The 24,542-nt window shown below is 61.4% G+C and carries 24 protein-coding genes; 5 read left to right on the top strand and 19 right to left on the bottom strand.

From position 1 onward, the window contains the following. Position 1: 1 nt before the first annotated feature. Positions 2 to 1,117 (top strand): glycosyltransferase, encoded by a 1,116-nt coding sequence (locus AC1D05_RS25245; RefSeq protein WP_477444445.1) that lies wholly within the window; start codon positions 2 to 4, stop codon positions 1,115 to 1,117. Between the two features lie 72 nt (positions 1,118 to 1,189). Here the strand turns inward: AC1D05_RS25245 and AC1D05_RS25240 are convergent, their stop codons facing one another. The 10 genes from AC1D05_RS25240 to AC1D05_RS25195 form a co-directional block, all read right to left on the bottom strand. Then, on the bottom strand, positions 1,190 to 2,146 hold the full coding sequence (locus AC1D05_RS25240; protein ID WP_477444444.1) for an NAD-dependent epimerase/dehydratase family protein: 957 nt from the start codon (positions 2,144 to 2,146) through the stop codon (positions 1,190 to 1,192). Between the two features lie 21 nt (positions 2,147 to 2,167). Beyond that, the gene (gene gmd, locus AC1D05_RS25235; RefSeq protein ID WP_477444443.1) at positions 2,168 to 3,157 is read right to left on the bottom strand and encodes a GDP-mannose 4,6-dehydratase; all 990 of its coding nucleotides are present in this window, start codon (positions 3,155 to 3,157) and stop codon (positions 2,168 to 2,170) included. Positions 3,158 to 3,266: 109 nt separating this feature from the next. After that, positions 3,267 to 4,682 (bottom strand): mannose-1-phosphate guanylyltransferase/mannose-6-phosphate isomerase, encoded by a 1,416-nt coding sequence (locus tag AC1D05_RS25230; RefSeq protein WP_477444442.1) that lies wholly within the window; start codon positions 4,680 to 4,682, stop codon positions 3,267 to 3,269. Positions 4,683 to 4,685: 3 nt separating this feature from the next. Next, positions 4,686 to 6,110: a phosphomannomutase gene (locus AC1D05_RS25225; protein ID WP_477444441.1), complete on the bottom strand. Its 1,425-nt coding sequence runs from the start codon at positions 6,108 to 6,110 to the stop codon at positions 4,686 to 4,688. Positions 6,111 to 6,547: 437 nt separating this feature from the next. Next, positions 6,548 to 7,432: a dTDP-4-dehydrorhamnose reductase gene (rfbD, locus tag AC1D05_RS25220; RefSeq protein WP_477444440.1), complete on the bottom strand. Its 885-nt coding sequence runs from the start codon at positions 7,430 to 7,432 to the stop codon at positions 6,548 to 6,550. Continuing rightward, on the bottom strand, positions 7,429 to 8,499 hold the full coding sequence (gene rfbB / locus AC1D05_RS25215) for a dTDP-glucose 4,6-dehydratase (RefSeq protein ID WP_477444439.1): 1,071 nt from the start codon (positions 8,497 to 8,499) through the stop codon (positions 7,429 to 7,431). Before rfbB ends, rfbD begins: the two co-directional genes overlap by 4 nt. Continuing rightward, positions 8,499 to 9,050, bottom strand: coding sequence for a dTDP-4-dehydrorhamnose 3,5-epimerase (gene rfbC, locus AC1D05_RS25210; protein ID WP_477444438.1), 552 nt, complete (start codon positions 9,048 to 9,050; stop codon positions 8,499 to 8,501). The genes rfbB and rfbC overlap by 1 nt, the downstream gene beginning before the upstream one ends. A gap of 3 nt (positions 9,051 to 9,053) precedes the next feature. Next, positions 9,054 to 9,935, bottom strand: coding sequence for a glucose-1-phosphate thymidylyltransferase RfbA (gene rfbA / locus AC1D05_RS25205; protein WP_477444437.1), 882 nt, complete (start codon positions 9,933 to 9,935; stop codon positions 9,054 to 9,056). 82 nt (positions 9,936 to 10,017) lie between these two features. Then, the gene (locus AC1D05_RS25200) at positions 10,018 to 11,052 is read right to left on the bottom strand and encodes an NAD-dependent epimerase (protein ID WP_477444436.1); all 1,035 of its coding nucleotides are present in this window, start codon (positions 11,050 to 11,052) and stop codon (positions 10,018 to 10,020) included. A gap of 64 nt (positions 11,053 to 11,116) precedes the next feature. Further along, positions 11,117 to 11,707, bottom strand: coding sequence for a biotin transporter BioY (locus AC1D05_RS25195; RefSeq protein ID WP_477444435.1), 591 nt, complete (start codon positions 11,705 to 11,707; stop codon positions 11,117 to 11,119). A gap of 115 nt (positions 11,708 to 11,822) precedes the next feature. Between AC1D05_RS25195 and AC1D05_RS25190 the strand changes: the two genes are divergently transcribed. Next, on the top strand, positions 11,823 to 12,731 hold the full coding sequence (locus AC1D05_RS25190) for an MBL fold metallo-hydrolase (RefSeq protein WP_477444434.1): 909 nt from the start codon (positions 11,823 to 11,825) through the stop codon (positions 12,729 to 12,731). Between the two features lie 35 nt (positions 12,732 to 12,766). On the opposite strand, the gene AC1D05_RS25185 is transcribed toward AC1D05_RS25190, so the two are convergent. The 5 genes from AC1D05_RS25185 to AC1D05_RS25165 all read right to left on the bottom strand — a co-directional run bounded on the left by AC1D05_RS25185 (position 12,767) and on the right by AC1D05_RS25165 (position 17,488). Further along, complete coding sequence (locus AC1D05_RS25185; protein WP_477444548.1) at positions 12,767 to 13,687, bottom strand: phosphorylase family protein; 921 nt, start codon at positions 13,685 to 13,687, stop codon at positions 12,767 to 12,769. A 14-nt stretch (positions 13,688 to 13,701) separates the two neighbouring features. Then, positions 13,702 to 14,415, bottom strand: coding sequence for an ABC transporter permease (locus AC1D05_RS25180; RefSeq protein ID WP_477444433.1), 714 nt, complete (start codon positions 14,413 to 14,415; stop codon positions 13,702 to 13,704). A 70-nt stretch (positions 14,416 to 14,485) separates the two neighbouring features. After that, positions 14,486 to 15,373 carry an ABC transporter permease gene (locus AC1D05_RS25175; RefSeq protein ID WP_477444432.1) on the bottom strand — a complete coding sequence of 296 codons (888 nt, stop codon included), beginning with the start codon at positions 15,371 to 15,373 and terminating at the stop codon, positions 14,486 to 14,488. After that, positions 15,370 to 16,407 carry an ABC transporter ATP-binding protein gene (locus tag AC1D05_RS25170; protein ID WP_477444431.1) on the bottom strand — a complete coding sequence of 346 codons (1,038 nt, stop codon included), beginning with the start codon at positions 16,405 to 16,407 and terminating at the stop codon, positions 15,370 to 15,372. Before AC1D05_RS25170 ends, AC1D05_RS25175 begins: the two co-directional genes overlap by 4 nt. 37 nt (positions 16,408 to 16,444) lie before the next feature. Continuing rightward, entirely contained in the window at positions 16,445 to 17,488 is a 1,044-nt protein-coding gene (locus tag AC1D05_RS25165) for an ABC transporter substrate-binding protein (RefSeq protein WP_477444430.1), read from the bottom strand. Positions 17,489 to 17,686: 198 nt separating this feature from the next. On the opposite strand from AC1D05_RS25165, the gene AC1D05_RS25160 reads away from it, so the two are divergent. Further along, entirely contained in the window at positions 17,687 to 18,700 is a 1,014-nt protein-coding gene (locus AC1D05_RS25160) for a LacI family DNA-binding transcriptional regulator (protein ID WP_477444429.1), read from the top strand. 71 nt (positions 18,701 to 18,771) lie between these two features. Here the strand turns inward: AC1D05_RS25160 and AC1D05_RS25155 are convergent, their stop codons facing one another. Continuing rightward, positions 18,772 to 19,557: a DUF1499 domain-containing protein gene (locus tag AC1D05_RS25155; protein WP_477444428.1), complete on the bottom strand. Its 786-nt coding sequence runs from the start codon at positions 19,555 to 19,557 to the stop codon at positions 18,772 to 18,774. A gap of 80 nt (positions 19,558 to 19,637) precedes the next feature. After that, positions 19,638 to 21,266: a fatty-acid--CoA ligase gene (locus AC1D05_RS25150; protein WP_477444427.1), complete on the bottom strand. Its 1,629-nt coding sequence runs from the start codon at positions 21,264 to 21,266 to the stop codon at positions 19,638 to 19,640. Between the two features lie 321 nt (positions 21,267 to 21,587). Here AC1D05_RS25150 and AC1D05_RS25145 point away from each other — a divergent pair, with 321 nt between their 5' ends. Both AC1D05_RS25145 and AC1D05_RS25140 read left to right on the top strand, forming a co-directional pair. Continuing rightward, entirely contained in the window at positions 21,588 to 21,944 is a 357-nt protein-coding gene (locus tag AC1D05_RS25145; RefSeq protein ID WP_477444426.1) for a hypothetical protein, read from the top strand. A 128-nt stretch (positions 21,945 to 22,072) separates the two neighbouring features. Next, positions 22,073 to 22,462, top strand: coding sequence for a DUF427 domain-containing protein (locus AC1D05_RS25140; protein WP_477444425.1), 390 nt, complete (start codon positions 22,073 to 22,075; stop codon positions 22,460 to 22,462). An 11-nt stretch (positions 22,463 to 22,473) separates the two neighbouring features. On the opposite strand, the gene AC1D05_RS25135 is transcribed toward AC1D05_RS25140, so the two are convergent. Both AC1D05_RS25135 and AC1D05_RS25130 read right to left on the bottom strand, forming a co-directional pair. Continuing rightward, a complete protein-coding gene (locus AC1D05_RS25135; RefSeq protein WP_477444424.1) occupies positions 22,474 to 23,214 on the bottom strand; it encodes a polysaccharide deacetylase family protein in 741 nt (246 codons plus the stop codon). Positions 23,215 to 23,372: 158 nt separating this feature from the next. Further along, positions 23,373 to 24,476, bottom strand: a complete 1,104-nt coding sequence (locus AC1D05_RS25130; protein ID WP_477444423.1) for a glycosyltransferase family 9 protein — start codon at positions 24,474 to 24,476, stop codon at positions 23,373 to 23,375. Positions 24,477 to 24,542 lie beyond the last annotated feature (66 nt).

The following is a 24,542-nucleotide window of genomic DNA, read 5'->3' as shown; positions in this document are numbered from 1 at the left end:
CATGCGCGTCCTCCACTTTTTCAAGACGTACTGGCCTGACACGTTCGGCGGCATGGAACGAGCAATCCACGCGATCGCCTGTGGAACGTCGAAACTGGGCGTTGAGCCAACGGTGCTTTCACTCAGCCGCAAGCCGGAGGAGAACAGCGTCTTCTTCGACGGGCATTGGGCCTACAAGGCACGGCTCGATCTGGAGATCGCTTCGACGGGTTTCTCGCTCGGCGCCTTCAAGCGATTCGGCGAACTGGCGGCGCAGGCCGATGTGATTCACTATCACTTCCCCTGGCCTTTCATGGACCTGGTTCATTTCGGCATGCGGGTGCGAAAGCCAACCGTGCTCACCTATCAGTCTGATATCGTCAAGCAGAGCACGCTGCTGCAGGTCTATCGTCCGCTGATGCACCTCTTCCTCAACAGCGTTGACCGCATTGTCGTGGCCTCGCCCAATTATCTGGAAACGAGCGCTGCCCTGCGAGGACGGCGTGCCAAGACAATCGTCATTCCGAACGGCCTGGATGTGAAGGATTATCCGGCCGCCTCCGAAGCACGGCTGCAACAATGGCGCGCGCGGTTTCCCGGCAGGTTTTTCCTGTTCACCGGTGTGCTGCGTTATTACAAAGGCTTGCATGTGCTGATCGAGGCGGCGCGCCTGAGCGGCTATCCGGTGGTTATTGTCGGTTCAGGTCCGATGGAACAGGCCTTGCACGCTCAAGCTGAGGCGAGCCGGCTGTCGAATGTGCATTTCGTCGGCGCGCTGGAAGAAGAGGACAAGATCGCGCTTCTGACCCTGTGCAGCGGAGTCGTCTTCCCGTCCCATCTGCGCTCGGAAGCTTTCGGGTTGTCTCTTGTCGAGGCAGCGATGTTCGGCAAACCGATGATCTCCTGCGAGATCGGCACGGGCACGAGTTTTATCAACCTGGACAAGGTGACGGGATTGGTCGTCCCACCCGCCGATGCGCCGGCCTTGGCCGCCGCCATGGCTCAGATGTGGAACGACACGGACATGGTGCAACGCTTCGGGCAAAATGCAGTAGAGCGATATGAGAGCCTGTTCACATCTGAGAAAATGGCGATTGCCTACACGAATATTTACAAATATCTTGTCAGTAATGGTTAATACTTATTCTGATTACACCAAATAAATCCTATATAAAATCATCCCGCTAGACTAAAAAATTGTAGGAATTCTCTAAGCTTGAGCCACCCGTGCGCGGCAATCCTTCAGAACCGCGGCAAGGGCCTCCTCGAAGGGATGCTCTGGCATCCAGCCGAGACGCGTTCGGGCGCGGGTTGCATCCCCCACAATGGACGGCAGATCACTCGGTCGCAGCCGCAGCGGATCTTGTTCGGTGACGATCTTGACACTGCTTTGCGCCAAGAGCTGGTCCAAAATATCTCCCATCCGCCATGAGATGCCAGATGCAACATTGAAGATGGTGTTTGGCTGGAGACCGTCGCTGTTCAAGGCGACATGCGCATAAGCACTGGCGACATCTCGCGCGTCGAGGAAATCCCGCTCCGCGTCCAGATTGCCGACGCGAATGACCGGCGGGGCCAGGCCTGCTTCAATCCGTGCGATCTGCATAGCGAAGGCAGGTACGGCAAATGCCTCGGTTTGCCCTGGTCCCGTATGATTGAAGGGGCGCAAACGAATGCATTTAAGGCCGTGACGGGAAAGCGCACCCAATGCGAGGTCGGCCGCGGCCTTGGTCACGGCATAGTCGTCCATCGGCGCAAGCAGCGCATTTTCATCAAGCGGCCGGCCAGCTTTCGCGCTCTCGCCATAGACCAGGCCCGACCCGACATAGAGCAACCAACATCCCGGCGCCTCGTCGAGAATGGCATGGGCCACGTTGAGCGCACCCTGGACATGGATGCGCCAGGTGTTTTCAGGGTCAGCCTGGGCAGCGCCAAGCGCGGCCACCGCCGCCAGGTGGACAACGTGGGTCGGCTTGTGACGGGCAATCGCCTCATGAACAGCGACCTTGTCCGTCACGTCGAGCGCTGCGATTTGACCGAACACGGGATGCGGTCCTGCGTCCTTGGAGGTCGCAATAACCGTCAGATCGCGACCGCAGATGCGGTGCAACGCTTCATAGACATAGGGACCGACAAAGCCCCGTGCGCCCGTGATCAAAACTCGCATGCCGACCTCGCTAACCGCACCTCAAAGGTGTTGGTCACGTCTTACACGCTCAAGATCGGCTTCGACCATCTCGATGACGAGTTCCTTGAGGCTCGTCTTTGCTTCCCAGCCCAATTTTTCCTTGGCCTTGGTCGGATTGCCATGCAGGACTTCAACTTCCGCAGGCCGCAGGAAGCGTTCGTCGATGGAGACGTGATCCTCCATATTGAGACCGGCATGTTCGAAGGCGAGCTTGCAGAAGTCCCGAACGGAGACGGTCTTGCCCGTGGCGACCACATAGTCGCTTGCCGTGTCTTGCTGCACCATCAGCCACATGGCTTCGACATAGTCGCGCGCGTGGCCCCAGTCGCGCTTGGCGTCCAAATTGCCGAGCGCCACCTTGTCCTGCAGCCCAAGCTTAATACGGGCGACGGCGTCGGTAATCTTGCGGGTGACGAATTCGATGCCGCGCAGGGGCGATTCATGGTTGAAGAGAATGCCGCTCGACGCGTGGAGCCCAAAGCTCTCGCGATAATTGACCGTCATCCAATGCGCATAGAGCTTGGCTGCGGCGTAGGGAGAGCGCGGATAAAAGGGGGTCTTTTCCGACTGGATGGGTTCCTGGATCAGCCCGAACATTTCCGAAGAGGATGCCTGGTAGAAACGGGTTTCGGGACACGTTATCCGCACCGCTTCCAGCACGTTGGCTGCGCCAATGCCCGTCACGTTGCCGGTCAAAAGCGGTTGTTGCCAAGACGATTTGACGAAAGATTGCGCGGCAAGATTGTAGACTTCGGCCGGACGAACGTCCTGGAGGACCCGGATGAGACCGGAGAGATCCGTCAGATTGCCGTCGTGAAGCACGATCTTGTCGGCGATTCCAAGCCATTTCAGCCGTGAACCGACCACATCGGCCGAGGCACTGCGCCGCAGAAGGCCGTGGACCTCGTATCCCTTCTCAAGCAGGAACTTCGAGAGATAGGCTCCATCCTGCCCGGTCACGCCGGTGATAAACGCTATTTTGGAATTCATGATGAACCTGTCTCTACTTTGTTGATCGCTATTTCAGGAATGCAAACCATCTGCCCAAAAACGGAAACCGTGCTCAATGCGCAGACGTGCCCAATGGGTTGTCTTCAGGTTACGTGCGGCCATAAACATCATCGAAGCGCACGATATCGTCTTCGCCAAGATATTCGCCGCTTTGCACTTCGATCATGACGAGCGGAAGAATGCCGGGATTCTCGAGGCGGTGCTTGTGGCCGCAGGGGATATAGGTGGACTGGTTGGTCGCCAGCAGGATTTCACTCTGGCCATTGACGACCTTGGCAGTCCCGCTCACCACCACCCAGTGCTCGGAGCGGTGATGATGCGCCTGAAGGCTCAGGCGCGCGTTCGGCTTCACCTCGATCCGCTTGATCTTGAAGCGCGGACCTTCCTCCAGGACGGTATAGGTACCCCATGGGCGATGCACGGTGCGATGCACGGTCGCCGCCTCATGCCCCTCCGCCTTGAGGCGGTTGTAGAGGTCCTTGACCTCCTGCGCCTTGTCCTTGTGGGCAATAAGAAGCGCATCCGGCGTGTCGACGATCAACAGATCCGAAACACCGACAAGACCGACAAGCCGGTCTTCGCTGTGCACGTAGCAGTTCGTCGTGTCATGGAGCATGGTCTCCCCGGTCGTGCGGTTGCCATTGTCGTCGGCTGGAACAAGTTTCGATAGAACGGTCCATGAGCCGATGTCGGACCAATCGAAGCTGCAGGGCACGAAACCCACGTTCTTTGCTTTCTCCATGACCGCATAGTCGATGGAAACAGCAGGAACGGCCGCGAAACCATCCTTGTCTATCTCAACAGTGGTGCGGTCCGCGGCATCGCTTGTCCTGGCCGCCTCGAGCGCCGTGCGCGCATTGGACAACACATCCGGACACAGTTCCTGCATCGCGGCGATCATGGAGCGGGCAGCAAAACAGAACATGCCCGAATTCCAGAAAAACCGACCGCTGGCGATAAATTGGGCCGCTCGTTCCGCATTCGGCTTTTCCACGAACCGAAGGACCGTATCGCCCTCGGCCTCGATATAGCCAAACCCGGTTTCAGGGCTTTCTGCCTTCATGCCAAACGTGACGATCCGTCCCGTGGCCGCGATCGCCGCCGCCCTCGCCACGGCCGCGCCAAACCCGGCTTCGTCCATGATCAGGTGATCCGCAGGCAGCACAACCAGAACCGCGTCCGGATTGTCGCGGGTGACCTGCAACGCAGCGAGCGCGACCGCGGCTGCGGTGTCACGGCCGAAAGGCTCCAGCAGGAACGTGTTCCTTACACCTGGCGCCGCCACCTCCGCATACTCGTCCGCCGTCAGGAACAGCAGATCGCGATTGGTGACCGTCACGATTTGATCAACGCCTGCAAGTCCGACTGCGCGGGCGTACGTCCTGCGAATGAGGGTCCCGCCTCCCGGCAAGGGAATAAACGGCTTGGGGTGCAAGGCACGCGAAATAGGCCAGAGGCGGGAACCGACACCGCCACTTATGATGACAGGAACGATATTGGTCAAACGTCAGCCTTCCAGGATTTGAGTTCGGCTGAGGTCGAGACCCCAAGCGAGCAATTCGTCTGCGCGGGATTCTGTCTTTGCCTCGATGTAGCACCGCAATTCGGGCGCGTTGCCTGACGCACGGAAGTGAACAACCTCTCCTTTGCGGGCGGTGATACGCACGCCATCGCGATTGTCAATGTTCGCGACGCCGCCCAGAACCTCGAAAAGAGTATCCGCATAGCCGGCATCCGTCGCCAGTCTTTTGAGGAAGGACGCGCTATCTTCCGCCGATACGCCCTCAAGCCGGCCACTTGCCGCCGCAAGGAATCCGAACCCGGCCGCGATCTCGGCGAGCGGGCGACCTGTCGCGGCAATCGTTGATAGCGCACAGAGAATTGGCAACAGCGAATCCCGGGTTCGCAAGGCCGCGAGCGTGCGGCCATCCTTCTCGACGGATGAACCCAGAAGAACGCCGCCATTTGCTTCGAACCCAACGACGCATTTTGCCCCTTGCGCGAGGGCTGCGCCGATCCCTTCGATGACATAGGGCGAGCCTATGCGTGTGCGCACCACGGTGGCGAAATGCCCGCAACGCTCCAGGGCAGAATTGGAACTGACCGGCGTGACGATGCAGTCGGCATCAAGGAAACGCGCCGTGATCGCGCCGATCAGGTCGCCGCGCACGAAACTGCCCTGCGCATCCGCCACAAGCGGCCGGTCGCTATCGCCATCAGCGGACACGATGGCATCAAACGGCTCCGCCGCCGCCCAGTTTTTGAGAAGCGATAGATCCTCTTGCCTGAGTGCTTCGGTATCCACCGGAATGAAATGCGTGGACCTTCCGAGCGGCACCGCCTCAGCTCCCAACGCACGAAGGATATCGACAATGATGTCCCTCGCTACGGACGAATGCTGGTAGACCCCGACACGGACACCGGACAGGCTACCCGGCTGAAAGAAAGAAAGAAAATGATCCCTGTAGCCTGCGGACGGTTCCGAGTCAGGCTGTAAGAGCTCAACGGATGGCTGCGACTGGTCGGCTATTTGCAAGCCTGCGTGGATTGCCACAATCTCAAGCTCATCGCGCTTGTCGATCTCGCCGTCCGCCCGGTAGAATTTAAGCCCATTCCTGTCGTCGGGAATGTGACTGCCGGTCACCATGATCGCCGGGGCTCTGCCTGCTGCATAAAGTGCGAGTGCTGGCGTGGGCAAGGCTCCGCAATCGACCGGCACCAAACCGGCTTCGGCGATCGCTGCATGGACAATCCCCGCAATCTCGGGACTGGAAGAGCGAAGGTCGCGCCCAACAAGGATCTTGTCGCCCTCGCTCAACGCACCACGCCCCATAAGCATGCGTGCGAAGGCAATCGTATAGGTGCGCGCCGGTGGTCCCATGAGTTCGCTGACGAGACCGCGCAGCCCGCTGGTGCCGAACTTCAAAGTCACTGATTGCTACCTTTTTCCGGGAATGCTGCCCCGGCACAAATTGCGGCAAGGCCCCTCGCCTGCCGCAGCCTGCAACAGCATGAAGGCAGGCGAGCGAGAACGTCAGACAGTGCGTCGCTATAGGTCAAAGCCAGCGACCTGATCTTCATATATATGCAGTTTTTGCTTAGAGACCGCTAATATTACTGGGTACAGCCGGTTCTCATTGCCTCCAGCAAGGATGATCCCTTTCAAGAAGCTCTCCGTGAATTGCCAAGCCCCCACCTGACACCCAAGTTGCCCGTGCTTAGGTTTCACGCAATGGCTTGTCAATCTCGGACGCGGGACCGAGTTCGATTTCAACACGCTGCAGGGGATTCAGGCGATCTCAGCCGTGAAAAGCTATGGAGCAAGCCTACCGAGCTCAGGCAAATCGAACGCTGCTTGAAACCTCGAGCTCACTGACGATCCAGGATGCGGCGCACGACCCGCTCGGTGGATTTTCGCCATTCCGGCGCGTTCCATCCGAATACAGCCGCGAATTTCGCGCTCGACAGGCGCGAATTGGCGGGGCGCCTTGCCTTGGTCGGATAGTCCTTGGTGGCGATATCCCGCACCTGCGCCCAGGGACCGCCAGACATCTGGCTCGTGTCCAGGATGTGACGGGCAAAGCCGCTCCAGTTGGTCTCACCCGTGCCGGCCAGGTGATAGGTACCGAACGCACCGCTCTTGTCGTCATGCAGCATCGCCGCTGCATGCAGGATGGCGTCGGCGATATCGAGCGCCGAGGTGGGATTGCCCCACTGATCGGCCACTACCGAAATCTCGTCGCGGTCGGCAGCCAGCCGCAGCATGGTTTTGACGAAATTCTTGCCGAACGGGCTGTAAACCCATGCGGTTCGCAGGATCAGGTGGCGCGGGCCGGCAGCGGCCACCGCCTGTTCGCCGGCGAGCTTGGAGGCACCGTAGACGCCAAGGGGTGCCGTCGCGTCGGTCTCGACATAGGCGCCGGGAGCGCTGCCGTCGAAAACATAATCGGTCGAAAGATGGATGATCGGAACGCCAAGGCGTGCGGCGGCCTGCGCCACCTTGCCGGCGCCGGTCGCGTTGACCGCAAAGGCGAGATCGGGCTCGTCCTCGGCCTGATCCACGGCCGTGTAAGCGGCGGCCGAGACGACGATATCCGGCTTGCCCGCCGCGATGGCGTCGATGACGGTCTCGGGTCTCGCCAGGTCGAGTTCCGGACGGCCGATGGCGACGACCTCCACGCCAGTGCGCGCCTGGCCGACCTGCAGCAGGCTTGCCGCGACCTGACCGTCGCGTCCGGTGACGACGAGCCTCACGGGCCAGCCTTGCGCGCTTCGCCCAGTCTCTCACCGGCGTAGCGCTGCTCGCGGATCGGCCCCCACCACCATTTGTTGTCGAGGAACCAGTCCACGGTTCTGGTCAGGCCGCTGTCGAAATTCTCCCTCGGCGCCCAGCCGAGTTCGCGGCCGATCTTGGAGGCATCTATGGCGTAACGGCGGTCGTGGCCGGGGCGATCGGTGACGAAGGAGATCAGGTCGCGGTAGCGCTTGCCCCCGGTTCGGGGACGCCTGACATCGAGCAGGTCGCAGATCGTCTCGACGACGGCGAGGTTCGTGCGTTCGGAATTGCCACCGACATTGTAGCTCTCGCCGGGCGTGCCCTTGGTGGCGACGAGTTCCAAGGCCCGCGCATGATCCTCGACGAACAGCCAGTCGCGCACATTGGCGCCGGCGCCATAGACCGGCAGCGGTTTCTCGTCGAGCGCATTGAGGATGACGAGCGGGATCAGTTTTTCGGGAAAATGATAGGGGCCGTAATTGTTCGAACAATTGGAGAGCACGACCGGCAGGCCATAGGTCTCGTGCCAGGCCCGCACCAGATGGTCCGAGGCCGCCTTCGAGGCGGAATAGGGCGAGGACGGTGCGTAAGGCGTCTCCTCGACGAACATGCCGCCCTCGAAAGGGAGATCGCCGAACACCTCGTCGGTCGAGACGTGATGGAAGCGGAAGCTGCTTTTCCTGTCGTCGGCAAGGCCGCGCCAGTATTCGAGCGCGGCATTAAGGATGCGGTAGGTGCCGACGATGTTGGTCTCGATGAAGGCGCCGGGCCCGTCGATCGAACGGTCGACATGGCTCTCGGCAGCAAGGTTCATGACGATGTCGATATCGTCGCGGCGCAGGAGATCGAGCACCGTCCTCTCGTCGCAGATATCGGCATGGGCGAAGCTGTAATTATGCGCGTTTTCGATCGGCCGCAGCGAAGCCAGGTTGCCGGCATAGGTCAGCTTGTCGAGATTGGTCACCCGGTAGGCCGGATTGGCGCACAGATGCCGGCACACCGCTGAACCGATGAAGCCGGCACCGCCTGTCACCAGAAAGTTCATCAGGCAAACACCTCCGCGGCGGCAAGCATCGGCGCCTTCAGGTCCTTGTCCGAAAGTTGGAACCCACCAGCGATGGACGGCCACTTGATGCCGATGGCGGGATCATCGAAACGGATCGAGCGTTCATGGTCGGGCGAATAGGTGTCGGTGACCTTGTAGAGGACCTCGGTGTCGGGCACGAGCGTCACAAAGCCATGTGCAAAGCCCCTTGGCACCAGGATCTGGTTGCCCTTTTCGGCCGAAATCTCGTGAGCGATCCATTTTCCAAAGGTCTTCGAGCTGCGGCGGATGTCGACACAAACATCCAGAATCCGGCCGCGGATCACACGCAGCAACTTGTCCTGGGTGCGGGGCGCAAGCTGATAATGCAGCCCGCGCAAGACGCCAGGCGCCGCGGAATAGGAATGGTTGTCCTGCATGAAATGCAATTTTATTCCGGCCTGCGCAAAGCGCTCGGCATTGTATGTCTCCATGAAGAAGCCGCGTGCATCGCCATGCCGCTTGGGGACGATTTCCAGCACGCCTTCGAGGCCGAGGGACCTGATCTCCAACGCTCAGCCCTCCGACAGATCGGCGACGCGCCGGCGCAGATAGGCGGCATATTCATTTTTTCCCAACCGGGTTGCACGTTGCAGCACTTCGTCCGCCGTCAGCCAGCCCTGCTCGAAGGCGATCTCCTCAGGGCAAGCGACCTTAATGCCTTGCCGATGCTCGATCGTGCGCACGAACGAAGACGCGTCGTTCAGACTGTCATGGGTCCCGGTGTCGAGCCAGGCATAGCCGCGCCCTAACCGGTGCACATGCAGCAGGCCGCGATCGAGATAGGCGTTGTTGACCGCCGTGATCTCCAGTTCGCCGCGGGCCGAAGGTTTAATGGACGAAGCGATGTCGACGACGGTGTTGTCGTAGAAATACAGCCCGGTGACGGCCCAGTTGGATTTCGGCTTTTGCGGCTTTTCCTCGATCGTGAGCGCGGTTCCGGTGGCCTTGTCGAAGGACACAACACCATACCGTTCGGGATCATCGACGCGGTAGGCGAACACCGAAGCGCCGGAGTCGCGCGCAGCGGCGGTGCGGCAAAGCTGCGACAGCCCGTCGCCAAAATAGATGTTGTCGCCCAGGATCATCGACACGCTGTCCTTGCCGATGAAGTCACGGCCGATGATGAAAGCTTCCGCGAGTCCATTGGGTTGCGGCTGCTCCGCATAGGATATATCCAGCCCAAAATCCGATCCGTCGCCGAGTAAATCACGAAAAACGGGCAGATCTCGCGGCGTCGAAATAACCAGGATCTCGCGAATTTCCGTGAGCATCAGTACGCTCAGCGGATAGTAGATCATCGGCTTGTCGTATACCGGAAGAATTTGTTTAGAGACTGCCAATGTCAGCGGATAAAGGCGCGTTCCACTACCTCCCGCAAGGATAATTCCTTTCAAGAAGCTCTCCCTGACATGCCCAAATCCCCTCGGCAGCAGCGGTAGCCATACTACACCCTGAAAAGCTGCTGCCAGCGCCCGCTTATATCCTAGAGTCGTTACCAAAATACGCCTGGTACCACTCCACGAACCGCCCGACCCCGTCGGACACCGACGTACCGGGCCGATAGCCGACGGCGGCTTGCAGGGCCGAGGTGTCAGCGAAGGTGTCCGGCACGTCGCCGGCCTGCAGCGGCAAGAACTCTATGATGGCCTTGCGGCCAAGCGCGTTTTCCAGCGCCTCGACATAGGCGGTCAGCTTCACCGGATTGTTGTTGCCGATGTTGAAGATGCGCCAGGGAGCGCTGCTCGTTGCCGGATCCGGATGGCCGGAATCCCAGGCAGGGTTGCCGGCGGCAGGGCTGTCGCTGGTTCGGATCACGCCTTCGGCGATGTCATCGACATAGGTGAAGTCGCGCGTGTGGTTGCCATTGTTGAACAGCTTGATCGGCTCGCCGGCCAGGATGCTCCTGGTGAACAGGAACAGCGCCATGTCGGGACGTCCCCAGGGGCCGTACACGGTGAAGAACCGCAGCCCGGTGGTCGGCAGCCCGAACAGATGACTGTAGCTGTGCGCCATCAACTCGTTGGCGCGCTTGGTCGCGGCGTAGAACTGCAGCGGATGATCGGCCGGGCGGTGCTCGGAAAACGGCATGTCGGTGTTGGCGCCGTAGACGCTCGAGGTGCTGGCATAGGTCAGGTGCGCTATGCCGCCGCTGCGACAGGCCTCCAGCATGTTGGTGAAAGCGACGATGTTGCTTTCGACATAGGCGCGTGGATTTTCCAAGCTATAGCGGACCCCAGCCTGGGCAGCGAGATGGATCACCCGGTCGAAGGCGTGGTCGGCAAAGCAGCCGTCCACGATCTGTCTGTCGGCAAGATTGCCGTGGATGAAATGATAGCCGGCATTGGTGCTTCGGCTTGCATCGGCCAGCAGCCGCAGCCGCGCCTGCTTGATCGCTGGATCGTAGTAGTCATTGACGCTGTCGATGCCGACAACCTCGTCGCCACGCTCCAGGAGCCGCCTGGCGACGTGATAGCCTATGAAGCCGGCGGCGCCGGTGACCAGAACCTTCATCAGAAACGCCCGTCCTCGGGAATGGACCCCTGACGTCTATGGTACGCCAAGGTTTCGACAGGCCTCAGGAGCGCTTCAGCAGCGACCACACGGCCGGCACAAGGCTTGCCGCCAGCGCAACCTTGATCAGGTCACCGACGATGAACGGCACGACGCCGAACTGCCAGGACTTTTCCGGACCGATCAGCAACGCCAGCCAGGCAAAGCCCATCGCCATCATCACCACTTCGGCAACTAGCATCGCATTGAAAAGCTTGATCGGGTGGCGATCCCAGCCGCGATCGGCAGCCCAGCCGACAATCGCCGCCATGACCACAAAGCCGGCGAGGTAGCCGCCGGTCGAGCCGAGCATGTAGGCAATGCCGACGCCCTTTTCCGGGGTACCCTGGAAGACCGGGAAGCCCATGGCGCCTTCCGCCATGTAGAGCAGCAGGGTGGCGACGCCGAGGCGCATGCCGAAGGCGGCGGCGATCAGCATGACGGCGAGCGTCTGCATCGAGATGTCGACGGGGCCTAGCACAACCTTGGTCTTGGCCGATAGGGTCAAAAGCAGCGTTCCGGCGATCGCCAGCAAAAGCTGTGTTGCCAGTCGCGCCGCGCCTTCTTGCGGCAAAGCCAGAGAAACAAGCGGGCGCATCGTCGTTGCAGTTGCCATGGTCATCCCCAATCCGATCTGTCGCGATCCGATAATCGCAGTCTCAGCGTTTTCCTATATTGGCTTGCGTGCTATGCGGCAATCGGTTTTGCCGTTCCGGGAACAATGTGCCGATATGGCTCTCAGATTCGATACCAGCTTCGATCCGCACTACGGCCAGGGCGTGAACGTGGCACCGGACGTACAGCGCGTCACGGTGCGAAATCCCAGCCCCTTCACTTTTCATGGCACCAACAGCTATGTCATCGGGCACGACACGCTGGCGGTGATCGATCCGGGGCCGGAAGACGAGGCACATCTTGAGACCTTGCTCGACGTGATCGCCGGCAGGCCGGTCAGCCATATCTTCGTCAGCCACACGCATCGCGACCATTCCCCTCTGGCGGCCCGACTGAAAGAGCGCACCGGCGCGGCCGTGTTGGCGGAGGGACCACACCGGCCGGCAAGGCCATTGCATATCGGCGAGACCAATGCGCTCGACGCCAGCGCCGACACCGCTTTCGTTCCCGACATCGCGCTGCCGGACGGTGTGTTGGTCGACGGCGACGGCTGGGCGATCCGCACGGTTCTGACCCCCGGCCACACCGCCAATCATGCGGTGTTCGCCCTGGAAGAAACCGGCATCCTGTTTTCGGCCGATCATGTCATGGCGTGGGCGACATCCATTGTCGCGCCGCCAGACGGAGCGATGGCCGATTACATGGCATCGCTGGACAGGCTCATCGCGCGCGACGACAGCCTGCTGCTGCCCGGACACGGCGGGCCGGTGACGAAGCCGCGCGCTTTCATGCGCGGGCTGAAGACGCATCGCAAGATGCGCGAGCGGGCCATATTGGAGCGGGTTAGGGCCGGCGACCGGACGATTCCCGACATGGTCAAGGCAATCTATCGCGACACCGATCCCCGGCTGCATGGCGCCGCCGGATTGTCGGTGCTTGCCCATCTCGAGGATCTGGTGGCACGCGGCATGGTGTCGACGGACGCCGCCCCCGCCATCGACGGCATTTTCATGCCGGCTGGCTAATCCAAGACCTCGCCACGACCTTGCACTGCCCTGCCTCAGAACCGGCTGGACCGTTCTTCTGGTTGAGGCGACTTCAAACCCTGGCAAGAGCATTCCGGATTGGCCGGGAGTCGTGCAGCGGTTTCCAGCGCGACCCGCGAGGCTGTCATGGACAGGTTCGGCAACACGTCTTGCTGCAGCAATTGCTGGCGATTGCGGTCCATATAGTCGTTGAAGCCTGCCGTCACGAACGCCAAAGGCACGAAACACGCGCCGATCTCTCGCGACAAGGTGGCTTCGGGGGCGATCGAATGGTTGAGCACATCCGCCCCCATGCTGCGGAACGCCAGGGCCTCGGCCGGGGTCGTCAGCCGCGGCCCGTAACAGTGGGCGGCGACCAACTGCTGTTCGATGCCATGAACACGGCATTCGGCTGGCCAATGACGGCGGGCGGTTTCGACCAGAACCGCCGCGCATCTTGGACATACGATCTGCTTGCCCGAGCAGTCGAAGCTCTGGCGGCCTGGAAGCAGCGAAAACGGTGTCTGCGTCAGTTCGATGATATCGGCGTTCACCACCATGTCACCGGGCTTGATGGCCTTGTTGACGGCGCCAATGGTCGAGCAGGACAGGACCTGTCGGACACCCGCGCGCATCAACACCCAGAACGCGCGGCGATGGCAGGAATGATCGATATGGTCGCGGGGATTGCCGTGCGAATACATGCACAAGGCGTGTTTCGTCTTGCCTTCGGCTGTAATCGACGCATCGAACTCGAGCAGCTTCCAGTTGTCGGTGCGGCCGAAAGGCGTTTCAAAACTCATGTCGCGTTGCAAGGTGCGCACGCCATCGACCTGGACATCTTCCGGGAAGGCAAGCCCCCAGTTTGCCGACCCGGTGATGATCGCCAACCCCACCTGGGGTATGTCCGTGGGTTGATCCGTCGGTTCGGCGGTTGCGTGATGATGGGCAGGCATGTTTCCAGTCTCGGTCAGGATTTTTGGCGAAGGGTCACGATGAGGACGACGACCACGACGATGGCGGTCCACAATGTCGAGATCGCCGCGATGGTCGGATCGATCTGATCACGTAGCGACAGGAACATGAGCTTCGGCAGGGTGCTGTTGCGACCACTGGCGACGAAGATCGAAATGACGGACTCGTCGAGCGACGTCAGGAAGGCCATCAGTGTCGCCGACAACAGGCTGATTTGAAGTTGCGGAACGATTATTCCGCCGATGGCCCTCGCCCAGTCCGCGCCAAGGCTGCGCGCCGCCTGGACCTGGTTCCAGTCAAAGCGGGCCACGGCAGGCAACAGCACAATGCACGCCACCGGAATGGCCAGCACCACATGTCCGACCAGCACGCCGAACAGCGTTCCGACCAGGCCTTGCGCCGCCAGCACGAAGAAGAGGCCAATCGCGAGCAGGATTCCCGGCACGATGGAGGGGGCGAGCAGAACACCTTGAATGGCTGAGGCGGTCTTTCCGCCGAGCCGGTTCATCGAGATGCAGGCCAGCAGCCCTAAGGGCACCGCGACCATCGCCGTCAACGTCCCAAGGATCAGGCTCGTCCTCAGTCCGGCCATCCATGTCGCCGAACCAAAGAAATTCTCGTACCAGCGCAACGAGTATGCGCGCGGCGGAAATTCAAGAAGATCGGACGCCGAAAAGGAGAGTGGCACGACCACCAGCGTCGGCAGCATCAAGAACGCCATTGCGAGCGCGGAAAAGCCCCACAGGAAGATGCGGGCCAGCCTGTTGTCCGGATAGGCTTCAAGCATGGGCCGCACCGACTTTGTTGCGCACCACCAGCCGCCGCGCCACCAGGAACATCACACCGATCAGCGACATGAGAACGAGCAGCAGAATGCCCAGGACGCTCGCCGAACCCCAGTCCTGAAAGGTCGACAGCGTGCGCTCGATCCGGATGGAAAGAGGATTTACCTTGCCGCCGCCCAGCACCGCCGGCGTGATGAAAAAACCTATGGTGTAGATGAAAACGATCATCGAACCCGAGAAGATGCCGCCGGCCGAAAGGGGCAGAATGACGGTGCGGATCACCTGCCCGACCGTCGCTCCCATGCTCGCCGATGCGCGAACAAGGTTTGCGTCGATATCACGCATCGCGGCATAAACAGGCAGCAGAAAGAGCGGCAGCATGTAGTGGACCATGCCGATCAGCGTTCCTGTGAAGTTGTAGACCAGCGGCAATGGCTCCCCTGTCAGGCCCGAGCCCGTCAAAGCCGCGTTGATCAGGCCATCGCGCCGCAACAGCACCAACCAGCCATAGGTGCGCACCAGAATGGAGGTCCACAGCGGCAGCATGACGAAGGCCATCAGCACGTTGGCCACCCTTGGCCTGGCGCTGGCCAGGGCGAGCGCCAGGGGGGTGCCTATAAGGATGCAGAACGCCAGCGTCCCCAGGGACAGCTCAACGGTTGTCATGAGTGCCGACCATGTCAGTCCACTCGAAAGCACCTTCTCGTAATTGCCGACAGTGTACTCGCCCGCTGTGGTCAGGAAGGACTGCCGGATAATCCAGAGGATGGGCAGTATCGCCGCCAGTCCGACGATGAGAAGCGCCGGTAGCGAAAGCGCAAGGAAGAACCGCCGTTCACTTCGCGCATCGGCGGCGAGCGCAGGATCGGCGGCGATGGTCACGCTGTCGCTCCCGGTATGGCGTGAGCTTTCGCCGCCGATGCATACACGGTCACCCGTTGACCGGTGGCCAGCTCGGCGCAGCCGCCGGCAAGTGCCGACGGAATGCAGACAAGAACCTCCTGCCCACCGTCAGGTGCCAGCGTCAAAAGCCAGTTCTCGCCGCGAAACGCCTTGGCGCGCAGCATTCCTTCGAGCGCCACTGCGTCTGGCCCGGCGAGCCTGGCATCCAGATGGAAGCTTTCCGCGCGGATCATCAGGGTCTCGTGTGATGCATCGCCGCCGTCGATTGTGCGCACCGAGCCCGGGGCCAGAATGTTGGCCTCGCCCATGAACTGCGCGACGAAGCGGGTCGACGGACGATCATAAATTCGCTGCGGCGTATCGATCTGCTGGATGCGGCCGGAATTCATCACCGCAACTCGGTCGGACATGGTCAGCGCCTCGCGCTGGTCATGCGTCACATAGATCGTGGTTATCCCCAGATCATCGTGCAGACGCCTAATCTCGTACTGCATGGTTTCGCGCAGATTCCTGTCGAGCGCCGACAGCGGCTCGTCCATCAACATCACGCGTGGTTCGAAGACGATGGCCCGCGCCAGCGCCACCCGCTGGCGCTGGCCGCCGGACAGCGCGGCAATGTTGCGCTCCGACAGACCTTCCAGCTTCACGCGGGCCAAGGTGTCAAGCGCCCGCTGCCGAGCCTCCGCTTTCGGCGTCTTACGCAGCGCCAACGGATACTCGACATTCGCCAGGACGTTCATGTGGGGAAACAGGGCATAGTTCTGGAATACGATGCCGATGTCGCGCTTGTTGGGGGCCAGGCGGGTGATGTCCCGATCCCCCAACAGAAGCTTGCCGGAATCGGGCCGGACAAACCCAGCCAGAGCCATGAGCAAAGTGGTCTTACCCGACCCGGACGGCCCCAGCAAAGTGAGGAATTCGCCAGCCTGAATGTCGAGCGACACGTCATCCAGCGCGAGGTAGGACCCATAGGCCTTGCACACGCTGTCGATGGTGATCGGGAGCGACTTCATGATGGGCTCGAACGTCTAGAGCTGATGCACCATAGACTCAGCGACTCATCATTTCATCGAAGGCTTTTTGAGCGGCCTCGCCGTTCTTGACCCACCAGTCAGCGTTCGAAAACACCGAGGTGCCGGCGTTTTCAGGTGCCGTCGCCAGGGTTTTCAGGCGATCCTCGGGGATAAGACCACCCTCATAGCCGGCAGGATTGACCGGACCATAGGCGATGAAGTCGGTCAGCTTCGCCACGCGTGCGGGCTGCGTCATCGCCGCGATGAGCTTCATGGCCGCTTCCTTGTTCGGCGCTCCCTTCGGCACCCCAAGGCAGTCCGTGCCGATGACGGAACCTTTGAATGTGTAGTCAACCGAGCCGCCATCCGCCTTCACCGTCTGGGCTCGCCCATTCCAGGTAACGACCAGATCCGCCTCGCCGTCCTTCAGCAATTGCGCCGACTGCGCTCCGGAGGTCCACCACACGGAGACATTCGGTTTGATCGCTTCAAGCCGCTTGATGGCGCGCGCTAGGCCCTCGGGCGTGCTGAGCGTGGGATAGACGTCCGCCGGCGCCACGCCGTCGGAGAGAAGCGCGATCTCGATCAAGTCCTGCGCATTGGCACGCAGCGCGCGACGGCCCGGGAATTTGGCAACGTCCCAGAACTCCGCCCAGGTCTTTGGCGGATTCTCGCCATAGGTCTTGGTGCTCCACGACATGACGGTGCCATAGGAGTCGAACGGATAGCAGTAATCGGACTTTGCGCCGGCCGGCACGGAGTTGGGATCGATGATCTTGTAGTCAAGCGGCTCCAGCAGCGACTGGGCGGCCGCCTGCGCGCCTTCCGGCGAGCCGAGGTGGATGATGTCGGTGGTGACCGCACCCGCGGTGACCTGCATCTTCAAAGCGGCAAGGCCATCGCTCTGCGTCTCCTCGCGAACATCATAGCCAAGTTCCTTTGCGGCGGGCGCCCACATCGCCTCCTTCATGGCGTTGCCATAATCGCCGCCCGCGGTCGTGATGGTGACTGATTGGGCATAGACGGGAACGGCGGCCGAGACTGCGATCGCCGCCAACGAAATGCGTAGTAACCGGGACATGTGTTCTCCTCCAGGTTTCGCCGAAATATCGCCTTATGTGGGCTTTTTTTGAAATCGTAACGTTACGATTACCGCGAAACGCCTCAGAGTCAAGCTGCTTTCAGGCGGAATCGTTCAGTTTCGGCGAGCCTGGATTTGACCCTCGGGTCGAATCCGGTAACGTTACGACGCCAAGCAAATCAGCCGGCGCTTTCGCAAATGAAGTCGGGCGACATGGCCAATCTAAAACAGATCGCGGCGGAACTTTCCCTTTCGGTGACCACGGTATCACGCGCGCTGAAGGATGGGCCGGAGGTGCATGCCTCGACCGTGGCGCGCGTCAAGGAGGTGGCGAAGCGGGTCGGCTATGTCCCGAACCATCACGGCCGGGCGCTGAAAACCGGACAGACACTAACGCTAACGGCGGTGCTGCCGATGGAAACACGCGACTACCTGTCGGACCTGGCGAAGCTTCCTTTGATCGAAGGACTGACGCTGGCGGCGCGGCAAGCGGGCTATAGTCTGTCCATCTATTCCACCACGCCCGACGACGATCCCGTCGAAAGCGTACAGCGCCTGCTTCAAGCGCGCAGCGCGGACGGCCTGATCATCACGCGCATGGTCTCGGGAGATCCGCGCGTCAAGCTGCTGCTGGATCAGGGCATACCGTTCGTCGCGTTTGGAAGAACCGACCTGGACATCGCCTATCCCTATGTCGATATCGACAATGAACAGATCGCATACGAGGCGACCCGGCGGCTCATGGCCAAGGGCTGTCGACGCATTGCTCTTCAACTTCTCGTGCAGAAGGATCAGGCGAGCGCCACACGTCTCGCCGGCTATAGAAGGGCGATGGCCGAGGCCGGTATCCCGATCGACCAATCGCTGATCGGTGACGGCACCTTCACAATGGAATCGAGCGCGGCCTGGTTCGATCGCCTGCTGGCGTCGTCAGATCCTCCGACGGGCCTGGCATGCGCCAACGAACTGGGCCTTCTGGGTGCGTTGCACGCTCTCGGCAGACGGGGTCTGGTGCCGGGCCGCGACGTTCACATCGTCACCCGTGACAATACGCGTCTGGCGCGTTTCCTGCCGGCGAACATCGACGTTCATTCCGTGGACATGGCAGACGTCGGGCACAAACTTGTCGAGGTCCTCGAGAGCCGGATCGCCAATCCGCTTGGTCCGGTCGCGACGATCTTGCTGCAGGGCAGGTTCGAGCCGGCCGAATAGTCCGCTCGCTGACTGAAGCCACATGCGTGCGGCACTGCGCAAATCCACCTGGCTGTAAGATGTTCTGGACTTCACTCGGCAGGCGCCGCCCCGACCTGGCCGGCGACTTCCTGATCGAGTTCCGCCAGGAAATCGGTGATGCGCGCCGCGTTGTCGCCAAGGTCGTAGCGGCCGTACCGCGAAGCCGACCGCATGTCGACGATCACCGTGTCGCCGTCGTCCGTCACGCGGATCGCCACATCAGAGGGAAGGCCGAGCACGAAGCCCTTGGCGACAGCGGTGATGGTCACGTCGCTTTGCCCGGCAAGGTCGGGATAGGGTTCGGAAAGCTCCCAGTTGCGACGATCGAGCACGGTTTCGACGGCGTTGACGATGGTCTCGAATGGCAGGTCGTAGCTGCGTGCGGTGACCAGCGGATAGCTGTCGGTCTGCAACCTCTGTTCGCCTGGTGTGGATGGGACAAGCACATTCATGTCCTTTGTCCGGTCGCCGACGTCGAGCGCCGGCGGATCTTCGAAATCGGTCGAGATGTCCCTGAGCGGCGGATAGATCGTCGCCCAGTAGGCGGCAACGCCATAGGGGACCAGCACCAGCAGTGCCAGCAAGGCGCCGACGGTGAGGTCGCGGCCACCGCGGTCACCAAACTTCCACAGCCTCGAAAAGGCAAAGGCGGCAAACAGCAGCGCCAGCGCTGCCAGCAGCGCGACAATGCCCAGCACCCACAGGAACACCGGCGTTTCGACGAAATCGAAGCGATGACCGACGAAGTCGGTCAGCAAAAGCACCGCTGAAAACGCTGCCGTGCGCCGCGACCAGCCGGCGGCCTTCGACGTATGCCGTTCGGGAATGCTAACCATTGTTCTCTGCGCTGCCCCAATCCGGACGGAGGTTTAGTGCCTTTTCGCGGCGGCTTGAAGCCGAAACACGCAACATCTCCTCAATCCGTCGGCAAGCGATAATCCCTGAACTGCTGGCGCAAGGTGATCTTCTGGATCTTGCCGGTGGCGGTATGCGGTATTTCGCCGACGAAGGCGACATCGTCGGGCATCCACCACTTAGCCACCTTGCCGTTCATGAAGTCGAGAATGTCAGCCTTGGTGGGCTCCTTGCCCGGCTTGGCAACGACGACCAGCAAGGGCCGCTCGCCCCATTTCGAGTGGTGGACGCCGATGGCCGCCGCTTCCGCCACGTCCGGGTGGCCGACGGCCAGGTTCTCGAGATCAATGGTCGAAATCCATTCGCCGCCGGACTTGATGACGTCCTTGGCCCGATCGGTGATCTGCATGTAGCCGCCGGCATCGATGTGAGCGACATCGCCGGTGTCGAACCAGCCGTCCTCATCGAATTGCTCCGCGCCGACGCCACCATAGTAGGCGCGAGCGACGGCCGGGCCGCGCACCTTCAGGCGGCCAAAGGTCTTGCCGTCCCAGGGTTGCGCATTGTTCTCGTCGTCGGTCACCTTCATTTCGACGCCGAAGGGCGGGTAGCCCTGCTTCTGCTTGACATCGAGGCGAGCCTCGCCCTGGAGATCTTCATATTCGGGCTTCAAGGTGCACAGCGTGCCGAGCGGCGACATTTCGGTCATGCCCCAGGCATGGATGACCTGAACGTCGTAATTGTCCTGGAATTTCGTCATGATCGCCCGCGGGCAGGACGAGCCGCCGATCACGACCTTGTTCAGATAGGGCAGCTTCTTGCCGGTCTCCTCCAGATATTGCAGCAGCATCATCCATACGGTCGGCACGGCCGCACTGAAGGTCACCTCCTCGGTGTCGAGCAATTCATAGATGGAGGCGCCGTCCATCTTGCAGCCGGGCATGACCAGCTTGGCGCCGATCATCGGGCCGGCCTGGCCAAGGCCCCAGGCATTGGCGTGGAACATCGGCACCACCGGCAGGACCGTGTCGCGCGACGACAGGCCCATCGCATCCGGCATGGCGGCGATCATGGCGTGCAGCACGTTCGAGCGGTGACTGTAGACGACGCCCTTGGGGTCGCCCGTCGTGCCCGATGTGTAGCACATGCCGGCGGCGGTGCCTTCGTCGAAGGTCTTCCAGGCGAAATCACCATCGGCCTCGTCAAGCCAGTCCTCATAGGCGACGGCATTGGGCAAGGTCGTTTGCGGCATGTTCGCCTTGTCGGTCAGCACGATCACCTTTTTCAGCGATTTAACGGCACCGGCGATCTTCTCGAGCAACGGCATGAAGGTGAGGTCGACGAAGACGGCCTTGTCCTCGGCATGGTTCATGATCCAGACGATCTGCTCGGGAAACAGGCGCGGATTGAGCGTATGATAGATCGCGCCGACGCCCATGATGCCGTACCAGGCCTCGATATGGCGCGCCGTGTTCCAGGCCAGCGTGGCGATGCGGTCGCCCAACCCATAGCCGTCGCGCTCCAACCGCTGGGCGACCTTGAGAGAACGACGATGGATGTCGGCGTAGGTGGTGCGCACGATCGGTCCCTCGATCGAGCGCGACACGATCTCGCGCACACCATGCTGCCGTTCAGCGTTGTCGATAAGCTTGTGGCACAGCAGTGGCCATTCCTGCATCAGGCCCAGCATCGGGTTCCTCCTCCCTCGCGCATTTTGCGTCGTAGCTTTGGTTCATTGTGAAGCGAACCGGCGGATTGTCCAGTCACTCAGCTGCGCGGCGAATGGACTTCAGAACCCCTGCCGCAACGGCAAGCGGTTGAATTTTGGCATGTTTTGGATTTCGGGTTGCTGGGCACTCGTGCCACCGCGATGGCAGGAGGGTCAAAACCACCATAAGGGCGGCAATGTCCTGCCCTGCGAAATGACCAGGAAATCCGCCACAATCCGGCCATCGTCGGCGTTAAGCTTCGTTAACGGGCAAGGGGCGATTGGCGACTGAAAGAGGTTCGCATGGACGCGCAGCTCGACGACAAGGCTCTTGAGAGCACACTTTCCGAAAGTCTGGCCGATCTGGTGCCGGACGAAAAGACCGTTTCCGAAGACGAATTTGTTGAAGTTGTCGGCGGCGCGCTCGAAGCGGTCGGCGGCACGCTGCTGTTCAAGATGTGCGTCAAGAACGAAGGGGAAGGCCAGCACGTCGCGGCCGCCTCCGTCGGCGCCGGCGGCAATCGCCAGTTCCTGCTGCTCACCTTGCCGACCGGCGGCGGCTCGCTGAAAGTCGAAACCGTTTCGAGAAGCAGCAACCCGGTGGCGGGCATCGCGGCCGCCTATGCCGGACTGATGGACGCATTCAAAACCGCCGCCTGAGCCTCGGCTGACACGCGAAAGCACGCTAGCGCCACGCCTCGGCGACTGGCGCTCGTATTCGTGATGCGAACGCCCTTGCGCAACAGCTGTGTCCGCCACACTTTAAGGTGCCAGGCAAGGAGAACAGCATGGACAAGATCGCCAACCCGGCACCCGGCTTCCAGCGCAATCCCGACAAGATCATCACCATCGAGCCTTATGTCGGCACCGTCACGGTGCGCGCCGGCGATACGGTTATCGCATCATCCACCAAGGCCAAGGTGCTGACCGAAGCCCCCTATCCCGCCGCTTTCTACATTCCGTTCGCCGACATCGATTTCGACAAGCTCAGCGGCACCGAACACTCGACCCATTGTCCCTACAAGGGCGATGCCAGCTATTGGAGCGTGCTGCCCGCCGGCGAGACCGGTCAGAATGCGATGTGGGCTTACGAGCGGCCTTTCGACGAAATGACCGAAATCCGCGACCACGGTGCGTTCTACGCCAGCAAGGTAACGATCGAAGCCACGCCGGGCTGAAGGCATCACCCTCAATCGGTGGTGCCGTTGTTGCCGAAGCCGTCGGCGTCGTCGAGACGCACAAAGGTCATGCCTTTTTCCTTCAGCGCCAGCAGACCCTGAACCACACCCTCGCCGGCGGCATGGGTCGGCTGGTTGATGTGTGAGATGATGACGTCGCCGTCCTTGGCTTCAGCGATGCGCTTGGCTGTTTCCCTGGCGCCCAGCAGCGAGCCGCCATCACCGTTGATCGAGAAGCCGGCAATCTTGAAGCCGGCCTTGCGGATCATCGCGATCGCCGAGGGGCTGTATTCGGCGGTTGCGCCGCGGAACCATTTCGGCGCCGGCTCGCCGGTCCTGGCAAGCGCCGCTGCCCCCGACTCGACTTCGGCCAGCACAGCTTCCGGGCTGCCGGCGCTGCGGATGCCATAAATCTTCTGCGGCGTATCGACCGCCGGAACATGGCGCCCGCCGTGATTTTCCAGTTCGAAAAGATCGGGATGCGCCCGCATGATCTCGACCGCCGCGGCGTTGCGCTTCAGCCAGATGCCGGTGACGAAAATGGTGGCCGGGATCTTATTGTCCACCAGCGCCGAGAGAATGCGTGTGTCGGTCTGTCCGCCGCAGGCATCGAGCGTGAGTGCCACGCGGCCGGCCCCACTTGCCGCGGGCTTGATGTGCAGCGTGGGCTCGACCAGCGGCGCGGCATGGGCGCTGGATACAGCCACCAACGACATGGCGATCATGCAGAGATGTCTTTGCAGCAGACGCATCAAACCGAATTCCTGATTGGCGATTTCAAGCCGGTATCCCAAGACCCGCATGAAGGCGGAAATCGGGACGATGGATAGCAGAAAAATGCCCGGCGCGGCAATTTGACCGCGCGCTGGTGCACCGAACCATTCGACAGCCTTCAACGTTCGATCGCCGCTCAGACAGCGCGTTCCCGCTTCATCTCGGTGCGCGCGAGGAGCTCGCGCGCCGCTTCGGCGACAGGCTTCACCTCCAGGCGCCACACGCAGCACGCCTTGCTGGGGTCCTTCGGGCGGCACAAGCCCTTGGCCACGCAATCGCATGGCATCGACGGCCGAAGCGCGATGCTGGGCACGCCGACAGGCCCCCAGCGCGACGGATGCGTCAGGCCGAAAAGCCCGACAACCGGTGTACCCGCGGCGGCGGCCATATGCATCGGGCCGCTCTCATTGCCAAGAAACAGCCGCGCCTGTTTGAGGACAGCCAGCAAGGTCTCGAGCGACAGCGACCCGACAAGGTCGACGACCGGCGTCGCCGTTCCGGCGATAATCCGCCCGGCGGCCTCGCGTTCGTCTGGGCCTCCCACCAGGGCAACGGCCAATCCCGTGTCGGTTGCAATCTCGTCGATCGCCTCGGCAAATCGTTCCGGCTGCCATTGCCGGCCCTCGAAGCTCGCACCCGCATGCACGGCGACGAAGCCATTTGGCTTGAGACGGTGCCTGCTCAGAAGCGCCAGGGCTTTCACGGTCTCCGACGGCAGCGGCTGAATGCTTGGCACCGTCACACGCAGATCGATGCCAAGCGCTTCAAGGGGCGACAGATAGCGATAGACAAAATGCTGGCCGCCAAACCCCTGCGGTTTTGCAAACAGATTGGCGGGCTGCCGCTCCAGCAGTTTCAGGGGCCTTTCGGGCGGATTGTAGCCGACGCGTGTCTTTGCGTTGACGAGCCCGCTGACGAGGCGCGAAGTCTTGGAATCGGTCAGATCGATCGTCAGGTCGAAGCGGTAGCGGCGCAGAGCCCGCACCATGGCATAGAGCTCTTGCCCACGCTCCAGCGGGGTGCCCCGCATGCGGGACCGCCTGAATGCAACCACCTCGGAAGCGATGCCATGCGCCACCACGAAACTCTCGAAATGAGCCTCGCAAAGGAACACGATCCTGGCGCCCGGGAATTCGAGTTGCAGGTTCCTGGCGAGCGTCGAGGCAAGAACGATATCGCCGATGAACTTCGTTTGAATGATCAGGATCGAGCGGAACGGCGCGGGTGAGATCTGCAACATGTGCTTCCGGGGACAATTTGCGGGACCTCCGCAAATTGGGCAGGAACAATGTCGAGATTACGCAAT

This window comes from Mesorhizobium sp. P2_E9 (assembly GCF_056403815.1).
The sequence above is the reverse complement of the archived record's forward strand: the minus strand, read 5'-3'. Positions and strand labels throughout refer to the sequence as shown.